The sequence below is a fragment of the Enterobacter cloacae complex sp. 370H10 genome (genome assembly GCF_050031535.1).
In the GTDB taxonomy this organism is placed as follows: domain Bacteria; phylum Pseudomonadota; class Gammaproteobacteria; order Enterobacterales; family Enterobacteriaceae; genus Enterobacter; species Enterobacter intestinihominis.
The window spans coordinates 1,713,029-1,729,004 of sequence record NZ_JBLGWG010000001.1 but is presented as its reverse complement, the minus strand read 5'-3'; the positions used below and the strand labels follow the sequence as shown (position 1 = coordinate 1,729,004).

The 15,976-nt window shown below is 47.6% G+C and carries 21 protein-coding genes; 15 read left to right on the top strand and 6 right to left on the bottom strand.

Annotated features, from left to right (window positions below):
* Nucleotides 1-312 precede the first annotated feature (312 nt).
* Nucleotides 313-1,134: a hypothetical protein gene (locus ACQG2Q_RS08380; protein WP_048209458.1), complete on the top strand. Its 822-nt coding sequence runs from the start codon at nucleotides 313-315 to the stop codon at nucleotides 1,132-1,134.
* A 530-nt stretch (nucleotides 1,135-1,664) separates the two neighbouring features.
* Here ACQG2Q_RS08380 and ACQG2Q_RS08375 read toward each other — a convergent pair.
* The 6 genes from ACQG2Q_RS08375 to ACQG2Q_RS08350 form a co-directional block, all read right to left on the bottom strand.
* Nucleotides 1,665-2,009, bottom strand: a complete 345-nt coding sequence (locus ACQG2Q_RS08375) for an antiterminator Q family protein (RefSeq protein ID WP_048209709.1) — start codon at nucleotides 2,007-2,009, stop codon at nucleotides 1,665-1,667.
* Between the two features lie 77 nt (nucleotides 2,010-2,086).
* Nucleotides 2,087-2,398, bottom strand: a complete 312-nt coding sequence (locus ACQG2Q_RS08370) for a hypothetical protein (RefSeq protein WP_045619504.1) — start codon at nucleotides 2,396-2,398, stop codon at nucleotides 2,087-2,089.
* A gap of 1 nt (nucleotide 2,399) precedes the next feature.
* On the bottom strand, nucleotides 2,400-4,271 hold the full coding sequence (locus tag ACQG2Q_RS08365; RefSeq protein ID WP_086581426.1) for an AAA family ATPase: 1,872 nt from the start codon (nucleotides 4,269-4,271) through the stop codon (nucleotides 2,400-2,402).
* A gap of 103 nt (nucleotides 4,272-4,374) precedes the next feature.
* Nucleotides 4,375-5,397 carry a hypothetical protein gene (locus ACQG2Q_RS08360; RefSeq protein WP_426759104.1) on the bottom strand — a complete coding sequence of 341 codons (1,023 nt, stop codon included), beginning with the start codon at nucleotides 5,395-5,397 and terminating at the stop codon, nucleotides 4,375-4,377.
* A complete protein-coding gene (locus ACQG2Q_RS08355) occupies nucleotides 5,390-5,599 on the bottom strand; it encodes a DUF4222 domain-containing protein (protein WP_023306765.1) in 210 nt (69 codons plus the stop codon). Before ACQG2Q_RS08355 ends, ACQG2Q_RS08360 begins: the two co-directional genes overlap by 8 nt.
* A gap of 1 nt (nucleotide 5,600) precedes the next feature.
* A complete protein-coding gene (locus ACQG2Q_RS08350; protein WP_032645228.1) occupies nucleotides 5,601-5,819 on the bottom strand; it encodes a transcriptional regulator in 219 nt (72 codons plus the stop codon).
* A 114-nt stretch (nucleotides 5,820-5,933) separates the two neighbouring features.
* Between ACQG2Q_RS08350 and ACQG2Q_RS08345 the strand changes: the two genes are divergently transcribed.
* From ACQG2Q_RS08345 to asnS, 14 genes are all read left to right on the top strand, one after another.
* Nucleotides 5,934-6,641 (top strand): XRE family transcriptional regulator, encoded by a 708-nt coding sequence (locus tag ACQG2Q_RS08345; RefSeq protein ID WP_017384394.1) that lies wholly within the window; start codon nucleotides 5,934-5,936, stop codon nucleotides 6,639-6,641.
* Nucleotides 6,642-7,055: 414 nt separating this feature from the next.
* The gene (locus tag ACQG2Q_RS08340) at nucleotides 7,056-7,256 is read left to right on the top strand and encodes a hypothetical protein (RefSeq protein ID WP_017384395.1); all 201 of its coding nucleotides are present in this window, start codon (nucleotides 7,056-7,058) and stop codon (nucleotides 7,254-7,256) included.
* Nucleotides 7,256-7,678, top strand: coding sequence for a hypothetical protein (locus ACQG2Q_RS08335; RefSeq protein ID WP_426759103.1), 423 nt, complete (start codon nucleotides 7,256-7,258; stop codon nucleotides 7,676-7,678). The genes ACQG2Q_RS08340 and ACQG2Q_RS08335 overlap by 1 nt, the downstream gene beginning before the upstream one ends.
* Nucleotides 7,679-7,870: 192 nt before the next feature.
* Nucleotides 7,871-8,074 (top strand): hypothetical protein, encoded by a 204-nt coding sequence (locus ACQG2Q_RS08330; protein ID WP_426759102.1) that lies wholly within the window; start codon nucleotides 7,871-7,873, stop codon nucleotides 8,072-8,074.
* Nucleotides 8,055-8,465, top strand: coding sequence for a hypothetical protein (locus ACQG2Q_RS08325; RefSeq protein WP_426759101.1), 411 nt, complete (start codon nucleotides 8,055-8,057; stop codon nucleotides 8,463-8,465). Before ACQG2Q_RS08330 ends, ACQG2Q_RS08325 begins: the two co-directional genes overlap by 20 nt.
* Nucleotides 8,437-9,030 (top strand): HNH endonuclease, encoded by a 594-nt coding sequence (locus ACQG2Q_RS08320; RefSeq protein ID WP_071886803.1) that lies wholly within the window; start codon nucleotides 8,437-8,439, stop codon nucleotides 9,028-9,030. The genes ACQG2Q_RS08325 and ACQG2Q_RS08320 overlap by 29 nt, the downstream gene beginning before the upstream one ends.
* Nucleotides 9,020-9,433, top strand: a complete 414-nt coding sequence (locus ACQG2Q_RS08315) for a hypothetical protein (RefSeq protein WP_121528183.1) — start codon at nucleotides 9,020-9,022, stop codon at nucleotides 9,431-9,433. The genes ACQG2Q_RS08320 and ACQG2Q_RS08315 overlap by 11 nt, the downstream gene beginning before the upstream one ends.
* Nucleotides 9,433-10,011, top strand: coding sequence for a hypothetical protein (locus tag ACQG2Q_RS08310; RefSeq protein ID WP_045898571.1), 579 nt, complete (start codon nucleotides 9,433-9,435; stop codon nucleotides 10,009-10,011). Before ACQG2Q_RS08315 ends, ACQG2Q_RS08310 begins: the two co-directional genes overlap by 1 nt.
* Before the next feature lie 11 nt (nucleotides 10,012-10,022).
* Nucleotides 10,023-10,772 carry an ORF6N domain-containing protein gene (locus ACQG2Q_RS08305; protein WP_045898569.1) on the top strand — a complete coding sequence of 250 codons (750 nt, stop codon included), beginning with the start codon at nucleotides 10,023-10,025 and terminating at the stop codon, nucleotides 10,770-10,772.
* 2 nt (nucleotides 10,773-10,774) lie between these two features.
* Complete coding sequence (locus ACQG2Q_RS08300; RefSeq protein ID WP_063926589.1) at nucleotides 10,775-11,146, top strand: hypothetical protein; 372 nt, start codon at nucleotides 10,775-10,777, stop codon at nucleotides 11,144-11,146.
* The gene (locus tag ACQG2Q_RS08295; protein WP_058657756.1) at nucleotides 11,130-11,387 is read left to right on the top strand and encodes an excisionase family protein; all 258 of its coding nucleotides are present in this window, start codon (nucleotides 11,130-11,132) and stop codon (nucleotides 11,385-11,387) included. Before ACQG2Q_RS08300 ends, ACQG2Q_RS08295 begins: the two co-directional genes overlap by 17 nt.
* Nucleotides 11,388-11,431: 44 nt before the next feature.
* Nucleotides 11,432-12,724, top strand: coding sequence for a tyrosine-type recombinase/integrase (locus tag ACQG2Q_RS08290; protein WP_045404144.1), 1,293 nt, complete (start codon nucleotides 11,432-11,434; stop codon nucleotides 12,722-12,724).
* Nucleotides 12,725-12,908: 184 nt separating this feature from the next.
* Nucleotides 12,909-14,111, top strand: a complete 1,203-nt coding sequence (pncB, locus tag ACQG2Q_RS08285; RefSeq protein ID WP_023299736.1) for a nicotinate phosphoribosyltransferase — start codon at nucleotides 12,909-12,911, stop codon at nucleotides 14,109-14,111.
* Between the two features lie 168 nt (nucleotides 14,112-14,279).
* Nucleotides 14,280-15,680, top strand: a complete 1,401-nt coding sequence (gene asnS, locus ACQG2Q_RS08280) for an asparagine--tRNA ligase (RefSeq protein WP_063163386.1) — start codon at nucleotides 14,280-14,282, stop codon at nucleotides 15,678-15,680.
* Nucleotides 15,681-15,976: the final 296 nt, after the last annotated feature.

The following is a 15,976-nucleotide window of genomic DNA, read 5'->3' as shown; positions in this document are numbered from 1 at the left end:
ATGAATTAACAACAAAACGAGTGATGGGGTTCCGGGAGCCTGAAAAAGAAAAGCCCCGGCAGGATGCCGAGGCTTATGATTGTTGGCCTGACCTCGCGGATAATTCCAACTTACCGCCATCCATTAGCGACGAGACCAATGGCGCGAGGATAAAGCAGGAATTGCGACCATAAAAAAACCCCGCCGGCTGGCGAGGTTTCGAATGTTATGTGTCAGTGCGTAGTGACAACTCATAGCAGAATACTATACATTTTGCGTACGCGTTAGTTTTTTAAAGTATGCTCGCCTAAACTCTAACCTTAAGGAAAAGCGATGAACTTCTCAAAACAAAAGCAAGCCAACCTAACCCGCAAGGTTACGGTTAGGGCATTTAAAGTAAACTCAAATAATAACAACAACTTATATAAGCAGATCGCAGCTAGTAAAAGTTTAGCTGCGGGCACCATCATTCAATATTCAGCTACCAAGCACATCAAATGCAAAGAACTCAAAACTATAAATAATACACATTTTATTCACTTTACTTCATACAACCCTAATGAGCAGGTCTCAGTCTCACCTATCAATCCTAAAGATAAAGATCTTTTTCCAGTCAAAAACCATGACAACCTGCATGCTTTCTACATGATTAAAGGGAACAAAATAGCATCACTAATGTTAATATCGACTAATTGGCCAGAGGTTAAGACCAGTAAATTATTTGGTCATTTTAAGATAGACATTATTCCAACATGCATCCTCCGCCAGGATACAGTTGCGAAATTGCAATCAGACGGATTAAAAGCGGTCCATGTAAATCTGGAAGTAATGAGCTCTGATTTTAATAAACAACCTGGCTTTTTAAAATCATTAATCCAAAATGAACCAGCTGTAAAACAGACAGGAATTTCAGGTCATCTAACTATTGATCATAAAGGAAATCCACAACTCGCTAAATCTATTGAAAATAATCCAACCCCTTGGATAAGTGATTTAGATAGTGACTTTTACTTTGAAACAAAAAAAAGCGAAAAAATAACCAGTGACAGCTTAAGGCTTACACAGGTATACTACACTATTCCCTATGGGGCAAAGTCGATCCTGTCAAAATATGCGGAAGAAATTTTAAGCGATTTTGTAAAAAACGAGTTTTAATGAGATTTTTAAGAGGCTTGAGATAATGAGAAACCTTGATATAAATGCAATTGCTATCACAGCGTTAAACATGCTCGCCTCTTTATTTTTTTCTTATTTCTTTACTGAAACTCTTACTAATAACACTGACGCACTCAACTTGGTTGCCAATATATTCTCAATATTGACTGGCTTTTTATTGTTAGTCATCACACTGTCAGGCGATAATTCTTCCGTTTCACTTGGACTAACTGAAGTTGAGCGCACATATCAAACAAATAGATTCTTAATTAGATTCAATAGATATTACAGTTTGTTTTTGTTGTATCTTTTAACATTAGCACTAATTTTCATATATTACTTACTCTCAAAAGATAAAAGCCACACAGGTTTGGCGTTATCATTATCAATAAGCGTGATAACCCATGCAATATCATTCTTAACTTGCTTCTCATTTATTCAGTCTACGTTCATACCTTTGAAATTGAAAAAGCTTTACACAGAGAAGAAAGAACTTAATGATAAATCAGGCAGCTAGTGCTGCCTGATACTCAGCTTAACATACAAATGCAGCCATCAATAAACCCCATTGCAGTTTGTAGTTCTTTCCTAATAGTACCATCGGAGACTTTTCTTTTTTTCGCAATTGCTCTCAATGAGATTCCGATAACGAAATGAGCAATCAGAAGTTCACATTCATTAGGTTTGAATTTTTTCAACCTCGCAACGCATCCATCAATCATGATCCCCTCATCATCGTTACACTGAGGCCGTGATTTCTTACCGTGCGGCAGGAGCCCTTTGAATCCAGCGGCAATTGGCTGCCAGTCCACTCCGTTGTGATCTGAGGCAGCCCAGGCCCCCCAACGATCCATAACCTCGTACATATCACGCATTGCGGTTTCTCTTTCCTGTTCTTTGTCACTAATATGCATACCCTGAGGGCTGAAATGTTTGAGTGATGTTTCCAACTTCATTGAATGGTTTCCCCCTTTTCAGCAGTGCCAAACCAGCCAGGGTGCGCCCACTGGACATCAGTCATTTTATCGCCGTTACCCCACAGCGTCAGAACACGCATAGCAACGTAGTGCATAAGGATTTTTTCATGCTCTCGCCACTCATCATCAGGAGTGTCTTCAACAAATTCAGCGATGGCGTCAGCAATAAGACCGAAACACTCAGGGAAATCACTATGACCGATTGCGATGTCTTTTGCCGTTTCCTGAAGCTCCAAAAAACGCTGCTTGGTAAAGAGATACGACATTTCTCTAATTAGACGATCCATTTTAATACCTCGTTGCGTTGGTGGCTTCCCACTCAATATCAATTTCACTTTGCTGTTTGCCGGCCAAATAATTGAAGGGCCCTTTATCACCCTCGATAAACTGGTGTGAGCGGGAATCAAAGTTAGCCCCTATGTCTCCGATCCAGCCTTCCCCTTCACGTTGTTTCAACAGGCGGATCATCGAAGCGGGCATTTGGATAGCAGTCTGTTCGTCCTTATCAAGGCTCTCATACCCCATTCTTTCAGCTTTGCGCTGCGCCAGTTCGCGCGGGATATTACGCCAGACGGCCATAACGTTGTCGGGCATGTCAGTTAAAGCGCCAGTGCCTTTAACATCCATTTTCCCTGTTGGTGCAGCTTCGTTTGTTTTTCTGGCATGCGTTACCAGCAGAACATGGCAGTTGTGCTCGTTTTTAAAGTCGCAGAGGGTATCGATAAATTCTTTTTGTCCACCGTAGTCCTCCTCATCGAGTCCACATTTTGCCAAGTTGTCGATAACGAAAAGATCGATTCCATAGCGGCGTCTGGCATAGGCAAATATTTCCAGCAGGCGATCGGCCTTGGCTGTTCCGGTGAGTTTGAACACCCAAAGACGATCAGAAAACCACTCGTTAGTCATGATGATTTCAGTACGTTCTGGGTTTTTTCTACAAATGGTTTGCCGGGTAAGACGAGCCAACATTTTCCCAGGCTTAAGCTCCAGCGAGGCAATGCATACCCGGACTCCCTGGCTCATGGCATTGACGGCGATATGTCCCACCAGCTCGGTTTTTCCGTGGCCGTTTACTCCGTTAACCAGCGTCAGCTCGCCGGCGCGGAATTTGAAATTACTGTTCAGCGAATCCCACGGGCTGGAAAATAATCCAACGTCTCGATGCTCGAACGCATCCAGTGTTTCCTGAAGGAGATCACCCGCAGAGCAGAGTTCATCAGGGTCAAAGAATTTAGCGGTCCCCAAGTAGTGCCAGATTTCATCCTCGCTCATCCCGGAGGTCAGGCATTCATTGATATCTTTGTGCGGCAGCTCTACCAGGCGGCAACGATGCTCCCCTAGACGACGAGCAATTTCTTTTGCGGCTTCGCGCCCTACATCATCGTTATCGAGGCTTAACCAAATTTCTTCGAATCGGTCGAGGTTGTGATACTCGTATTCGATCCATTGCTGTTTGGCCCCTTTTCCACCGCCGAACGGTACCGATAGAGCACTGATACCGAATTGCGAGTAGGTCATACAGTCAATCTCTCCTTCGCAAAGCACAACAGCGCGAGCTTTCGCGTCCATAGCCTGCCAGCCAAACAGACATGGCTCGCAATCAGCTTCAGCCATGATCAACTTTTTGCCATTTGGTCGTTCAGTGCCGATTCGCTTTACCTGCAAAAGCTCACCGTTGCGAAGATACGGAAACGCCACTGCCGGAATTTCGCGGTTTTCATCGTGGTACCAGACGACTGCGTCCGAAACACGGAATTGATCAGCTGTCTCTCGGGTGATGCCACGGGAAGAGAGGTAGTCGTAGCAATGGCTCGCCTTTTTAACGCCTTTTTTGGTTGGCCGTGAGAAGGTTTTTTTCTTCGCCTCGAAGTGGTTATCGTCGTCCTTCAGCCCAAGGAACTCTTTCGCTTCCCGCATAGCGTCGTGCAGCTGGCAGTTACGCACCAGCACCCAAAGATCAAGCAGGTCTCCGCTGTCGCCGCTTGCAAAATCTGCCCAAGTCTTCTTACCACCGAGATTAATTTTCAGGCTCTTACCGGCATCACCATTGGTATTACCAGCGCACCACTCCTTGCCCTCGAGGTGTCCTCGTGGAAGCAGGTATTTCGCAACTCTTTCGGCGTTGTCCCACAATTTTTCAGATAACTCAGCAGGGGTCATCACACACTCCGTAAATCGAATTTTATAAAGCACATAGTCACGAATTCCTCACGCAAAAAGCCTCGGTTATAGCCAGCAACCAGTAGACGTTTGAGGATTCTTTTCATGGGCGGTTAGCTCCGCGCTTCATGCGGTCAATGGCTGCCTGGCTGATAAATACCTCAGCCGAACCGTCACTTGGTTTTGCGAACCAGGAAGCACCTGTCCCACCGATGGCGTTTGCGCTTGCGGATATCTGAGGAGCTCCATTTGGTTTTTCATCGTTCCAGCGCTCTCCGTTCAGGTATGACGCTGGCAGGAGTTTGTCGAACCCCATTTGCTGTGTTTTCACCCGGAGGCTGATATCTTCAGCCAGCATAACGGCGAAGTTCTCAGGCGTACCTCGGTTCGCTTTTTTCCAGTCGCGATATTTGGTCCTGAACGCTGACTTAGCCTTGACCTTGGCATCCTTCCTCAGACCTGCCCCCCAAAAAATATTTTCGAAAGCGACATCGACTGGATCTGGGCCTTCAGCATCATCTGATTCTGAATCAGGCTTTCCCTGTGCAGGTTTACCTTTCGACTCGTCAGGTTTATCGCCATCAGTCCGATTCGAATCGGACAAATTAGTTTGATCTTGTTCTTTCTCCTGCTCCTGTTCCTGCTTCTGGCTTGCATGCCCCTTCGAAGCCCCTTCAATTTCCTCCGGGATCTGAACCTCACTACTACGGGAAAAAGTCATATTGAATTGTTTGGAATATTTCTCGTAAAACTCTGAAAGAAATAGGTTATCCGATACTTTGTTGTATTCGTTCTGTACTCCAGTACAGCGCTTGTCTCCGGGTTTCAGCGCCTCGCCGATTTGATGCGTTGCCATTTCGATGACCCACACCATCTCTGAATGCTCGTCGTACTTACAAAACCCGGCTTTAATGGCGCTATTAAGCCCCTTCTTAGCCCCTTCCAAGGTTAATCCAGTCTCATGAGACAGGAACGCAAGGGGCATGTAATAAAGACCGATCATATTGGCGTGCGGACTGGTAAGCAGGTACAACGCCACAAGCTGAGACTCTGGCCCAGCCTGACGCAGCTCTTTGCCTGTTCTGCCAATCCAGAAGTGAGGAGACACCTTTCCGTAATCACGCATTTTGCGCCTCCGAGACCTTCGTAAAATATTGTTGGAACTTCCAGACAGGCTGCATGCATTCATGCGGATAATTCTGCCTGGTGAAATACACCTGCTGCTTATCCCGATTCCAGCCGGTGACATGCACAATCACACCGCGCGGATCGCGATAATCGATATCCAATGGCTTAATTTGGTTTTCGGTAGTGATTGAGTGCGACATATCACACCTCATTGCCCGGGTGAGGGAATAATTTTGGTTTGTCAGGTCTCAGTTCATGGGCGGGAATCCCAGTAAAGGCCGCAACATCAGGCACATGTTCCACCCCAACAACACCAACCTTTCTCCAGCGAGAGACAGAGGGTTGTTTTACACCTATAGCGCGAGCTAGAGCATTTACTCCTCCAGCAGCATCAATAGCTCTTTCAATTGCTGATTTCATTTTTTTGCTAATCCCGTTCAGTTGCTATCGAAATTATGATAGCAATTGCTATTGGAATGAGCAATAGACTTGTTTATCATGCTTGACTAGAATGTGATAGCGGAGGCTATAAATATGCAAGAGAGAACACTTAAGACGCTAGCTGACAGACTTAACTACGCAATGCATGAGATGGGCATGAGCCAGGGTCAGTTAGCCAAAGCGGCGAATATGGCACAACCAACCATATGGCGAATAACATCTGGAAATGCTAGAGGCACAACTAAAATCGTTGAAATAGCTAATGCCCTGGGTGTTCGTTCGGAGTGGCTATCAAACGGTACTGGACCAATGAGGGGTGACGACCAACAACCACCCCCACCGATGAATAACAAAAAAGATCCAGCCATCTTCAGAGTTGACGTACTCGACCTTACCGTAAGTGCTGGCCCGGGCATAATTAACAGCGAATTCGTGGAGGTGCTGCGCTCCGTGGAATACTCAGTTGAAGATGCTCGTCAAATGTTTAATGGCCGGAAACAGGAGCAGATACGCATCATCAACGTTCGAGGTGATAGCATGTCTGGCACCATAGAGCCAGGGGACTTACTCTTCGTCGATATCAGCGTTCAGCATTTCGACGGCGACGGTATATACGCGTTCATCTACGATGACACATCGCATGTTAAGCGCTTACAAAAGATGAAAGACAAACTCTTAGTTATCTCTGACAACCATACCTATCTACCATGGGACCCAATCGAGAAGGAAGAGATGAACAAAATTTTCATCTTCGGAAAGGTGATCGGCAGCATGCCGCAGACCTACAGGAAGCATGGGTGAATAATGCAAATGAAAATAAAAACTTACGCATAACAAGCTGAGTAGATTCTTAACCCGGCCAGTGCGCCGGGTTTTCTATGTGCCCCCACAATAGTAACCACCAGTCAACCAGGCGGGCGACTACCTGATCGGAACTCCTACCCTCTTTCTCTCTGCGAGTATCTCGCCCTTTCACAGTCCATTTTATTCTCAAGCTTCGATGCTCCAACTCCCGATATCTCATGTATTGGTAGATCACTGTCTAAAGGACAATTATTTCTACCGTGCTGTTACAAACACATCAGCAATATATTTTTTTTATTTTTGATATCAATGACATAAAAATCAATAGCAATTTAAATAGCAATACCTATTGCAAAGGCCAATAGCAGGCTCTATCATCATTCTATCAAATCAACTCAGAGGTGATAGAAAATGTCTCAGAAGATAAAAACATTTAAGGGGTTGTCCATCCATCCTTGTGATGCCTTCAAGAATATGTCCTTGATTGTTGAAGCAGCTAGTTTGTTATCGGCGGTTGATGATGACGAGTATAGAGAAATTAGCGACATTCTTCTCGCGTTTGTCTGCAACTATGCAAACGAGGCCCATAAAAATGAATGGGATAAACGATAATGAAAAATCCAATCGAAATGCTAAATGATATTGCTGCGGAAATCACTGAGAATGCTTCGTTACTGGAGGTTATTTACCGCATAAATGAATTTTCACCGGAAGCCGATAACACAATTGCCTGCCTGATTCGTTCTATGCTAAAGACCAGCCAAACTGCTTACGAGTATGTGGAGCAACTTAGCATCCATGCTGGAGCTGAATGTCAACGGGGACAAAAATTAGAGTCGCTAACAGCGATAGCTAATCAACTTAACTCTTGGGCTTGTGATATCGGCGATTGTAAGCTTGCCGTTTATAATTCAATGGATGATATACCAACAGAATCAAACTCAATTGGGGTTTTAAGTCTCGTCTCCCAAAAACTGGATGAAATGCAGAGCATTATTAGTTCTAAAGCGGACAAGATCGAATTCAATAAGTAACGCTAAACAATAAAACAAATAACACCTTCACTGGTGTGGCTTCCTGCAACCTGAAAACAGGATTAGGTTAAAAATGACATTCATCAAAGATAAATCTGCGTATTTAACAGCACGGCTTTTCTTCGCGACCTATGGTGAGGAATACCGCCATATCTCTAACCTTTTCATGCGCAAAGCTTACGGGGTCTGAATATGCTCAGTAAAGACAGCTCTCTAGAAACCGCAAAAAACACAGCAGATAACCTGTATCAATTAATGGAATTAATTAACTCCAATATTATTGATATGGATATCGAGCAAATAATTTCTCTGTCTGGCCTCTGCCTTGACTTGTCGGCTCAGGTTTCAATGTGGATGGATTCGGAGTTTGAACGTCGTGAAAAAAAACGTAATTGAAACCTACCGACGCCGAATTTTAAAGGCAGCGTTATTACGCCACCAACGTAAAACAGGCAGTAACTGCCTTGTTATTAAGCTCAATAAAGGCGGTATTAATACGGTCGAGTTAACAGAGATTCTTCTCGATGGATTATTGAGAAAATTCGAAAGGCTTGCGATCAGTGAGTACGGGAATGTCGAAGGCGTAAAAGCTATCAAGGGAATTTACAGCAGCGCTGTTGATGTTAATGGCAGCGGTGAATTCCTTACGGATTGCGGGAAGGAATTAATCGACGAGCTCATTTCTGAGCTGGTTGAGTTCATCAAAAAACAAAAAGTGGAGGCTCCGAAAACGGAGGGTAATGAAATGGGGGGAACTGGTGGCACTGACAGCGATACGAATTCCTGAATCAGATTATCTCAACGAGTGCTTTTATTACGAACAAAAAACTGGAGAGTTGTTTTGGAAACATCGTCCCTTAAAACACTTTTCATCATCAAGTATACAAAAACAATTAAATACAAGATTTGCAGGTAAACCTGCTGGCGCGTTTATTAAAACAAAAACAGGAGCATATCGTATCGTGCGGTTAGATGGTGTCATTTACTATGCCCATCGCCTGATATTTAAAATGGTTAATGGTGTTGAGCCCGAAGTAGTCGATCACATTGATGGGAACACCACTAATAACAGAATAGAAAACCTGCGTTCATGTACAAACCAAGACAATAGTAAGAATGCGCGCTTATCTAAAACCAACACATCCGGCCATACAGGGGTGAGCTGGTCACATCACAAGAAAAAATGGTGGGCAAATATTGTTATAAACGCGAAGCAAATATATCTGGGATCTTTCACGGATTTCAATAAAGCAGTCGAGGCAAGACGAAACGCAGAAATTAAATATGGATTTCATGATAACCACGGAAAAAACAGAACACGATTCACGGGAGAGACCGGAAATGAACGATAAACGCACCGTAAGCACAATTGATCTGGCATTACAGAAGCACGATACGCCAGTTGGCCCGCTGTTCGTGGCAGTACGCCACGGTCGTATCAAAAAATGCTTCACGCGAGATACGGCGATCCGCTATCTGGCTTTCTTCATGACCACCGGGGCTTTTGAGCGTTCAGGTTTTCCGCAGCGTCACCCGCGGGTGCGTATTGATCGCGATGATATGGAGGTATGGCGAGACGGGGAAACAAAGGCGGAGTATCTGGCCGCCCACCAGCGTTGTATTCGCCGTCTGCGTCGTATCCTGGCGCGCAAGCGAGAAATGGAGAAATGGTGTGAAAAATGGGACGCAATGCACGAGCGCTACGTCAAAGAGGTGGATGCATTGCAAGCCATCAAACCAGCAGGAGTGTATTGATGGTTGATTCAACGTTTAACCCAGAGCCGACATCAACCGGCATCCGTTTTGGTAACCGCGTTATTGGCTATTCCGTTGCGGTTCGCCAGCTCGACAACGGTAATTATGACAAACGAATTCCGGATGGATTAGATCTGCTGGCTTGCATCATGGAAGCGATTGAAAGCGGCTGGTTTACCCCGGGCATCGAGAAAGAAATCATCATTTGGCGCTGGATGCTGGTTGCCGTCTTCATTGCCGAGGAGCAGGCAAAGAACGGCACGGTTGAGGTTGCCAACGATTCTGGAGGGTTTGATACCGCAGTTATCTACTCAGGCCAAAACGGTTCAATCAGTGTTTATCCCGCGCCAGAGCGGTTCGCACTCGCAAGCTATGTGGAAGGGTTAGCCATTGAGAAATACGGTCAGGAACTCGGCCAGCAGATGGCGCTGCGCATGTACCGGGACATGTTAGATACGGACGCTGAGAACGGGCTTCGACTCTCAAAAATGGGCCGGGAGGGTTTCAATCTCCTGCATGACAGCTTCATTGAACAGATTCAGAAAGAAGGTATGCCTGACATGCCGGTTATGCACTGAGGAAGACGAAAATGAACACTGTAACGATCAATAACAAACAGCTGCCGGCAGTCGAATATCGCGGTCAGCGCGTTGTGACGCTGGCGATGATTGATGAAGTCCACCAGCGACCGGAAGGAACCGCTCGTGCAGCATTTAATCGCAACAAAGACCGCTTTGTTCGTGGTGAGGATTATGAAGAATTAGGTGCAGACACCATACGTACGGACCTTCCAGTTGGCGTTTTTTCGAAATTTGCGCCATCAGGAATTGTCCTCTTCGAATCAGGCTACCTGATGCTGACGAAACCATTTAACGATGATCTGGCCTGGAAAGTACAACGCGAGTTGGTAAGTGGTTATTTCCGTCATCAGCAACCGCAACCATTGACTGAAATCGAAATGATCGCCGCAATGGCCGCCGATGCCGTTCGCCAGCAAAAACGCCTGAATCATGTTGAAGAGCAGATCGAAACGGTCACCGAAGCGGTGGAGAACATCAAGCGCGGCACCATGCGAGCCGGATATGTCGGTTACCGCCAGGTGGTAGCCAAAAGCGGAATGAGTGACGCCAAGTGCCGAAATCTGGTCAATGCCTACCGCATCCCGACAGACACGCACGAATTTATGACACCAGACGGGCTGTTGTCACGCAGAGCCATCGTCGAACTGGAGCCATTCATGGCCGCGTTTCGCCAGATGATGTCAGAGGCTGAACCGCGCGGCACCCGCTGGTATCACCCTAAAATGGGTCTGTTCCAGGCGATTGGGTGGGAGGGTTAATAATGCACAAATTCTACGTCGAGACAGACAATCTGAACACAATCAGCGAATGCCTGCAACAGCTCGTTAATGCAGAAGAAGCGCAGCTCAGCATTGAAGAGCAACTGGCGAGATCGAACAGCTGCAGTGACTGGAGCGCATGGCGGAAAAAGGCAGAAAACGCGCTACGGGTGATCAAAGGTAAGCGCCGCATCATCACAGCTCGTCTGGCTGTCCTGCGCCATGAGGAGAAGGAACGCAACCTGCAGCTGCACCAGCAGCACAATGACTTTCTGGTTCAGGCTCTTCGCGAAATTGTAACGCCCTCTTCTTTCGCGCGGTGCGTTCGCCTGGCTAAAGAAAAAGTGGAGGAGAACCATGCAAACCAGTGCTGAAATTATTCTTCTGGTGCCGAATGACTGGGTTAGCGAAAAGGTTCTGATTGCGGTTACCGGGCTTAAGCCCGGAACCATCACCCGAGCCAGAAAAGAATCCTGGATGCTTGGTCGCGAGTACCTGCACATTTCACCAGATGGCAATCCAAAGCCTTCGAGCGAATGCATGTACAACAGAAAAGCAGTTGATCAGTGGATCGAGGCTCAGAAAAAAAATCAACCAGGTGCGAAGACAGCATGAAAAGCAGTACACTCGTCAACGCTCCTGGACGTCAGGAGGGATTAATGGCTAATGCATCATACCCGACAGGCGTCGAAAACCACGGCGGTTCACTCCGCATCTGGTTTGTATATAAAGGCAAGCGTGTCAGAGAAAACCTCGGTGTCCCTGATACTGCCAAAAATCGCAAGATAGCCGGCGAGCTTCGTTCTTCAGTTTGTTTTGCGATAAGGATGGGAAATTTTGACTATGCGGAAAAATTCCCAAACTCACCGAACCTTGCCCGGTTCGGTCAGGATAGAAAGGAAATTACTGTGCTGGAGCTTACCGAAAAGTGGTCTGAGCTGAAGAGGATGGAAATCAGCTCTAACACTATGAGTCGGTACGAATCCATCATAAAAAACATGCTTCCGCGCATCGGCGAAAACAAAATGGTTTCTGCGGTGACCACTGAGGATTTGCTGTACGTGAGAAAGGAGTTGCTGACGGGTTTTCATGTAATGAAGAAGGATCACCGGACACAGGTTAAAGGCAGGAAGTCTTCGACCGTGAATAATTACATGATGCTGATGGCCGAGATCTTCCAGTTCGGAGCGGATAACGGTTATGCGAAGGAAAACCCGTTTAGCGGAATTAACCGCCTCAAAAAAGCGAAAGGTGAACCAGATCCACTCACGACAGAAGAGTTTATCCGGTTTATCCAGGCTTGCGGCCACCAGCAGATGAGAAATCTCTGGTCGCTGGCAGTCTATACTGGAATGAGGCATGGGGAGTTGTGCGGTCTGGCGTGGGAAGATATCGATCTGCATGCCGGAACCATCACAGTGAAACGCAACCTTACCCAGACGAATGAGTTCACCCTGCCAAAAACCGACGCAGGCACTGACAGGGTGATTTATCTCATTCAACCAGCTATTGATGCCCTGAGGAATCAGGCCCAGCTGACGCGCCTTGGCCGGCAGTATGAGATTGAAGTGAAATTGCGGGAATATGGTCAGTCAGTCATACACCCTTGCACTTTCGTTTTCAGTCCTCAATGCGTCAAGCATGGGCCTCGTAGAGGATATCACTACGCGGTTAATTCGATTAATAAAATTTGGGCCCCGATAATCAAGCGCGCCGGAATACGGTACCGCAACGCCTACCAGTCGCGACATACTTATGCGTGCTGGTCATTATCAGCTGGGGCAAACCCAAACTTTATAGCAACTCAAATGGGACATACCGATGCACAGATGGTTTACAAGGTGTATGGAAAGTGGATGTCAGAGAAGAGTGCCGAACAGGTTTCCCTGCTCAACCAGGCGCTTTCACGCTTTGCCCCATCACTGCCCCAAAGCATGGTTGTAGCACAGTAGTAATCTGTAAATTCAAGTGGTTAGCAGCTCTATTGCTACATTTTTATAACACGGGGCACGAAATGCGCTCGACCATAAAGTGTGCTTATGTTGTGATCGGGGTTCAATAAATCACTAAACAGGGTATACTCCGGAGTTGTTTATTGTACTAAACGCTCCCGTGAGAGGATGCTACAGCGCACCTATGACTCAATTCGCTTCTCCGGTTCTGCATACGTTGCTGGATACCGACGCGTACAAGCTGCATATGCAGCAAGCCGTGTTTCACCACTATCATGATGTTCATGTTGCGGCGGAATTTCGCTGCCGGGGTGACGACTTGCTGGGTATCTACGCAGATTCCATTCGTGAACAGGTCGATGCCATGCAGCATCTGGCGCTCACCGATGACGAATATCAGTGGCTTTCAGGCCTGCCTTTCTTTAAAGCGGACTATCTGAACTGGCTGCGTGAGTTCCGCTATAAGCCGGAACAGGTCACCGTCACCAATGATAACGGCAAGCTGGACATTCGTCTGACCGGCCCGTGGCGCGAAGTGATCATGTGGGAAGTGCCGCTTCTGGCCGTGATCAGCGAGCTGGCCCACCGCTATCGCTCCCCTGAAACCGGTGTAACGCAGGCGGTTGCTGCTCTGGAGAATAAACTCGTTGAGTTTTCCAGACTGACAGAAGGGCTGGATATGTCCCGCTTCCGTCTGATGGACTTTGGCACGCGCCGCCGCTTCTCTCGCGAGGTTCAGGAAGCCATTGTCAGACGTCTGCAACAGGAGCCGTGGTTCGTTGGCACCAGTAACTACGATCTGGCGCGTCGCCTTGATTTAACGCCGATGGGTACCCAGGCGCACGAATGGTTCCAGGCGCACCAGCAGATCAGCCCTGACCTTGCCAACAGCCAGCGCGCCGCCCTCGCCGCGTGGCTTGAGGAGTACCCGGATCGGCTGGGTATTGCCCTTACCGACTGCATTACCATGGACGCGTTCCTGCGCGACTTTGGCCCTGAGTTTGCCGAACGCTACCAGGGCTTGCGCCATGATTCCGGGGACCCGGTTGAGTGGGGTGAGAAAGCCATCGCCCATTACGAAAAACTGGGTATCGATCCCATGAGTAAGGTGCTGGTCTTCTCCGATAACCTTGATCTGGCGAAAGCCGTCGACCTTTATCGCCACTTCTCATCGCGGGTGAACCTGAGTTTCGGGATTGGTACGCGCTTAACCTGTGATATCCCCCAGGTGAAACCGCTGAACATCGTCATAAAGCTAGTGGAATGTAACGGTAAGCCGGTCGCGAAGCTCTCCGACAGTCCGGGCAAAACCATCTGCCATGACAAAGCGTTTGTCCGCGCATTACGTAAAGCCTTCGATCTGCCTCAGGTTAAAAAAGCCAGTTAACGGCTTCGGGGGAGCCTTTATGGCTCCCCTTCTCTTATTAATTTCTTATTTCTTCTCTTAAGACGGTGAAATTTACTTGTCTGATAGCGGATGGCAGGTAACATAGATATCCCCCCTATAAGGGCGGACAAGTGTTTATTTTTTCCGACTATTAACAGAGAGAATATTATGAGCGTTGTGCCTGTAGCCGACGTACTCCAGGGCCGTGTCGCCGTTGACCAGGAGGTCACCGTGCGCGGATGGGTGCGTACTCGCCGAGATTCTAAAGCTGGCATCTCCTTCCTCGCCGTCTATGACGGTTCCTGCTTTGATCCTGTACAGGCCGTCATTAATAATTCTCTGCCCAATTACAATGATGACGTTCTGCACCTGACAACCGGCTGTTCCGTGATCGTCACCGGTGTTGTGGTGGCCTCTCCGGGCCAGGGTCAGAGCTACGAAATTCAGGCGAAATCGGTGGAAGTGACCGGCTGGGTTGAAGATCCGGACACCTATCCGATGGCTGCAAAGCGTCACAGCATCGAATATCTGCGTGAAGTTGCGCACCTGCGTCCGCGCACCAACCTGATTGGTGCAGTGGCGCGCGTGCGTCATACGCTGGCGCAGGCGCTGCATCGATTCTTTGACGAGCAGGGTTACTTCTGGGTGTCTACTCCGCTGATCACGGCATCCGATACCGAAGGCGCAGGTGAAATGTTCCGCGTTTCAACGCTGGATATGGAAAACCTGCCACGTACGCCGGAAGGAAAAGTCGATTACGACAAAGACTTCTTTGGTAAAGAAGCCTTCCTGACGGTTTCCGGCCAGCTCAACGGCGAAACCTACGCCTGTGCGCTGTCTAAGATCTACACCTTCGGCCCAACCTTCCGTGCGGAAAACTCTAACACCAGCCGTCACCTGGCGGAATTCTGGATGCTGGAGCCGGAAGTCGCCTTTGCCGATCTGAATGACGTGGCAGGCCTGGCAGAAGCGATGCTGAAATACGTGTTCAAAGCGGTTCTCGAAGAGCGCGCAGACGACATGAAATTCTTCGCTGAGCGTGTCGATAACGACGCCATCGCCCGTCTTGAGCGCTTCGTCTCCGCAGACTTCGCGCAGGTGGATTACACCGACGCGGTCGCTATCCTGGAAAAATGCGGCGAGAAATTCGAAAACCCGGTTTACTGGGGCGTGGATCTCTCCTCCGAGCATGAACGTTATCTGGCAGAGAAGCACTTCAAAGCACCGGTTGTGGTGAAAAACTATCCGAAAGACATTAAGGCGTTCTATATGCGCCTTAACGAAGATGGTAAAACCGTTGCCGCGATGGATGTTCTGGCGCCGGGCATCGGTGAGATCATCGGTGGCTCCCAGCGTGAAGAGCGCCTGGATGTGCTGGACGCGCGTATGCAGGAGATGGGCCTGAACCCGGCGGACTACAGCTGGTATCGCGATCTCCGTCGTTACGGCACCGTTCCGCACTCTGGCTTTGGCCTGGGCTTCGAACGTCTGATTGCTTACGTAACAGGTGTTCAGAACGTACGTGATGTGATTCCGTTCCCACGTACACCGCGTAACGCAAGTTTCTAACCGACCAAATCATTAATGGCCAGCAAATGCTGGCCATTATTTTATCCTGCAATGTCAGTTTTCGTCAGTCAAAAGTAAGCGTCTATAAACCACAACCCCGCAATTCCCTCTACCTGTTACGTTTTGTTTCCACGAAATATCCTTAGACAAAAAAATAACCTTATTCTTATTGTGCTTAATACAATCCTTACGTAATAGCACAAAAAACAACCACTTTCACAGCCATCTGGATGGCTTTTGTCGATTATAAGAAAAAATGAGCCGTTTAACTTCTGTTTATACGAAAGGCCTTTAGC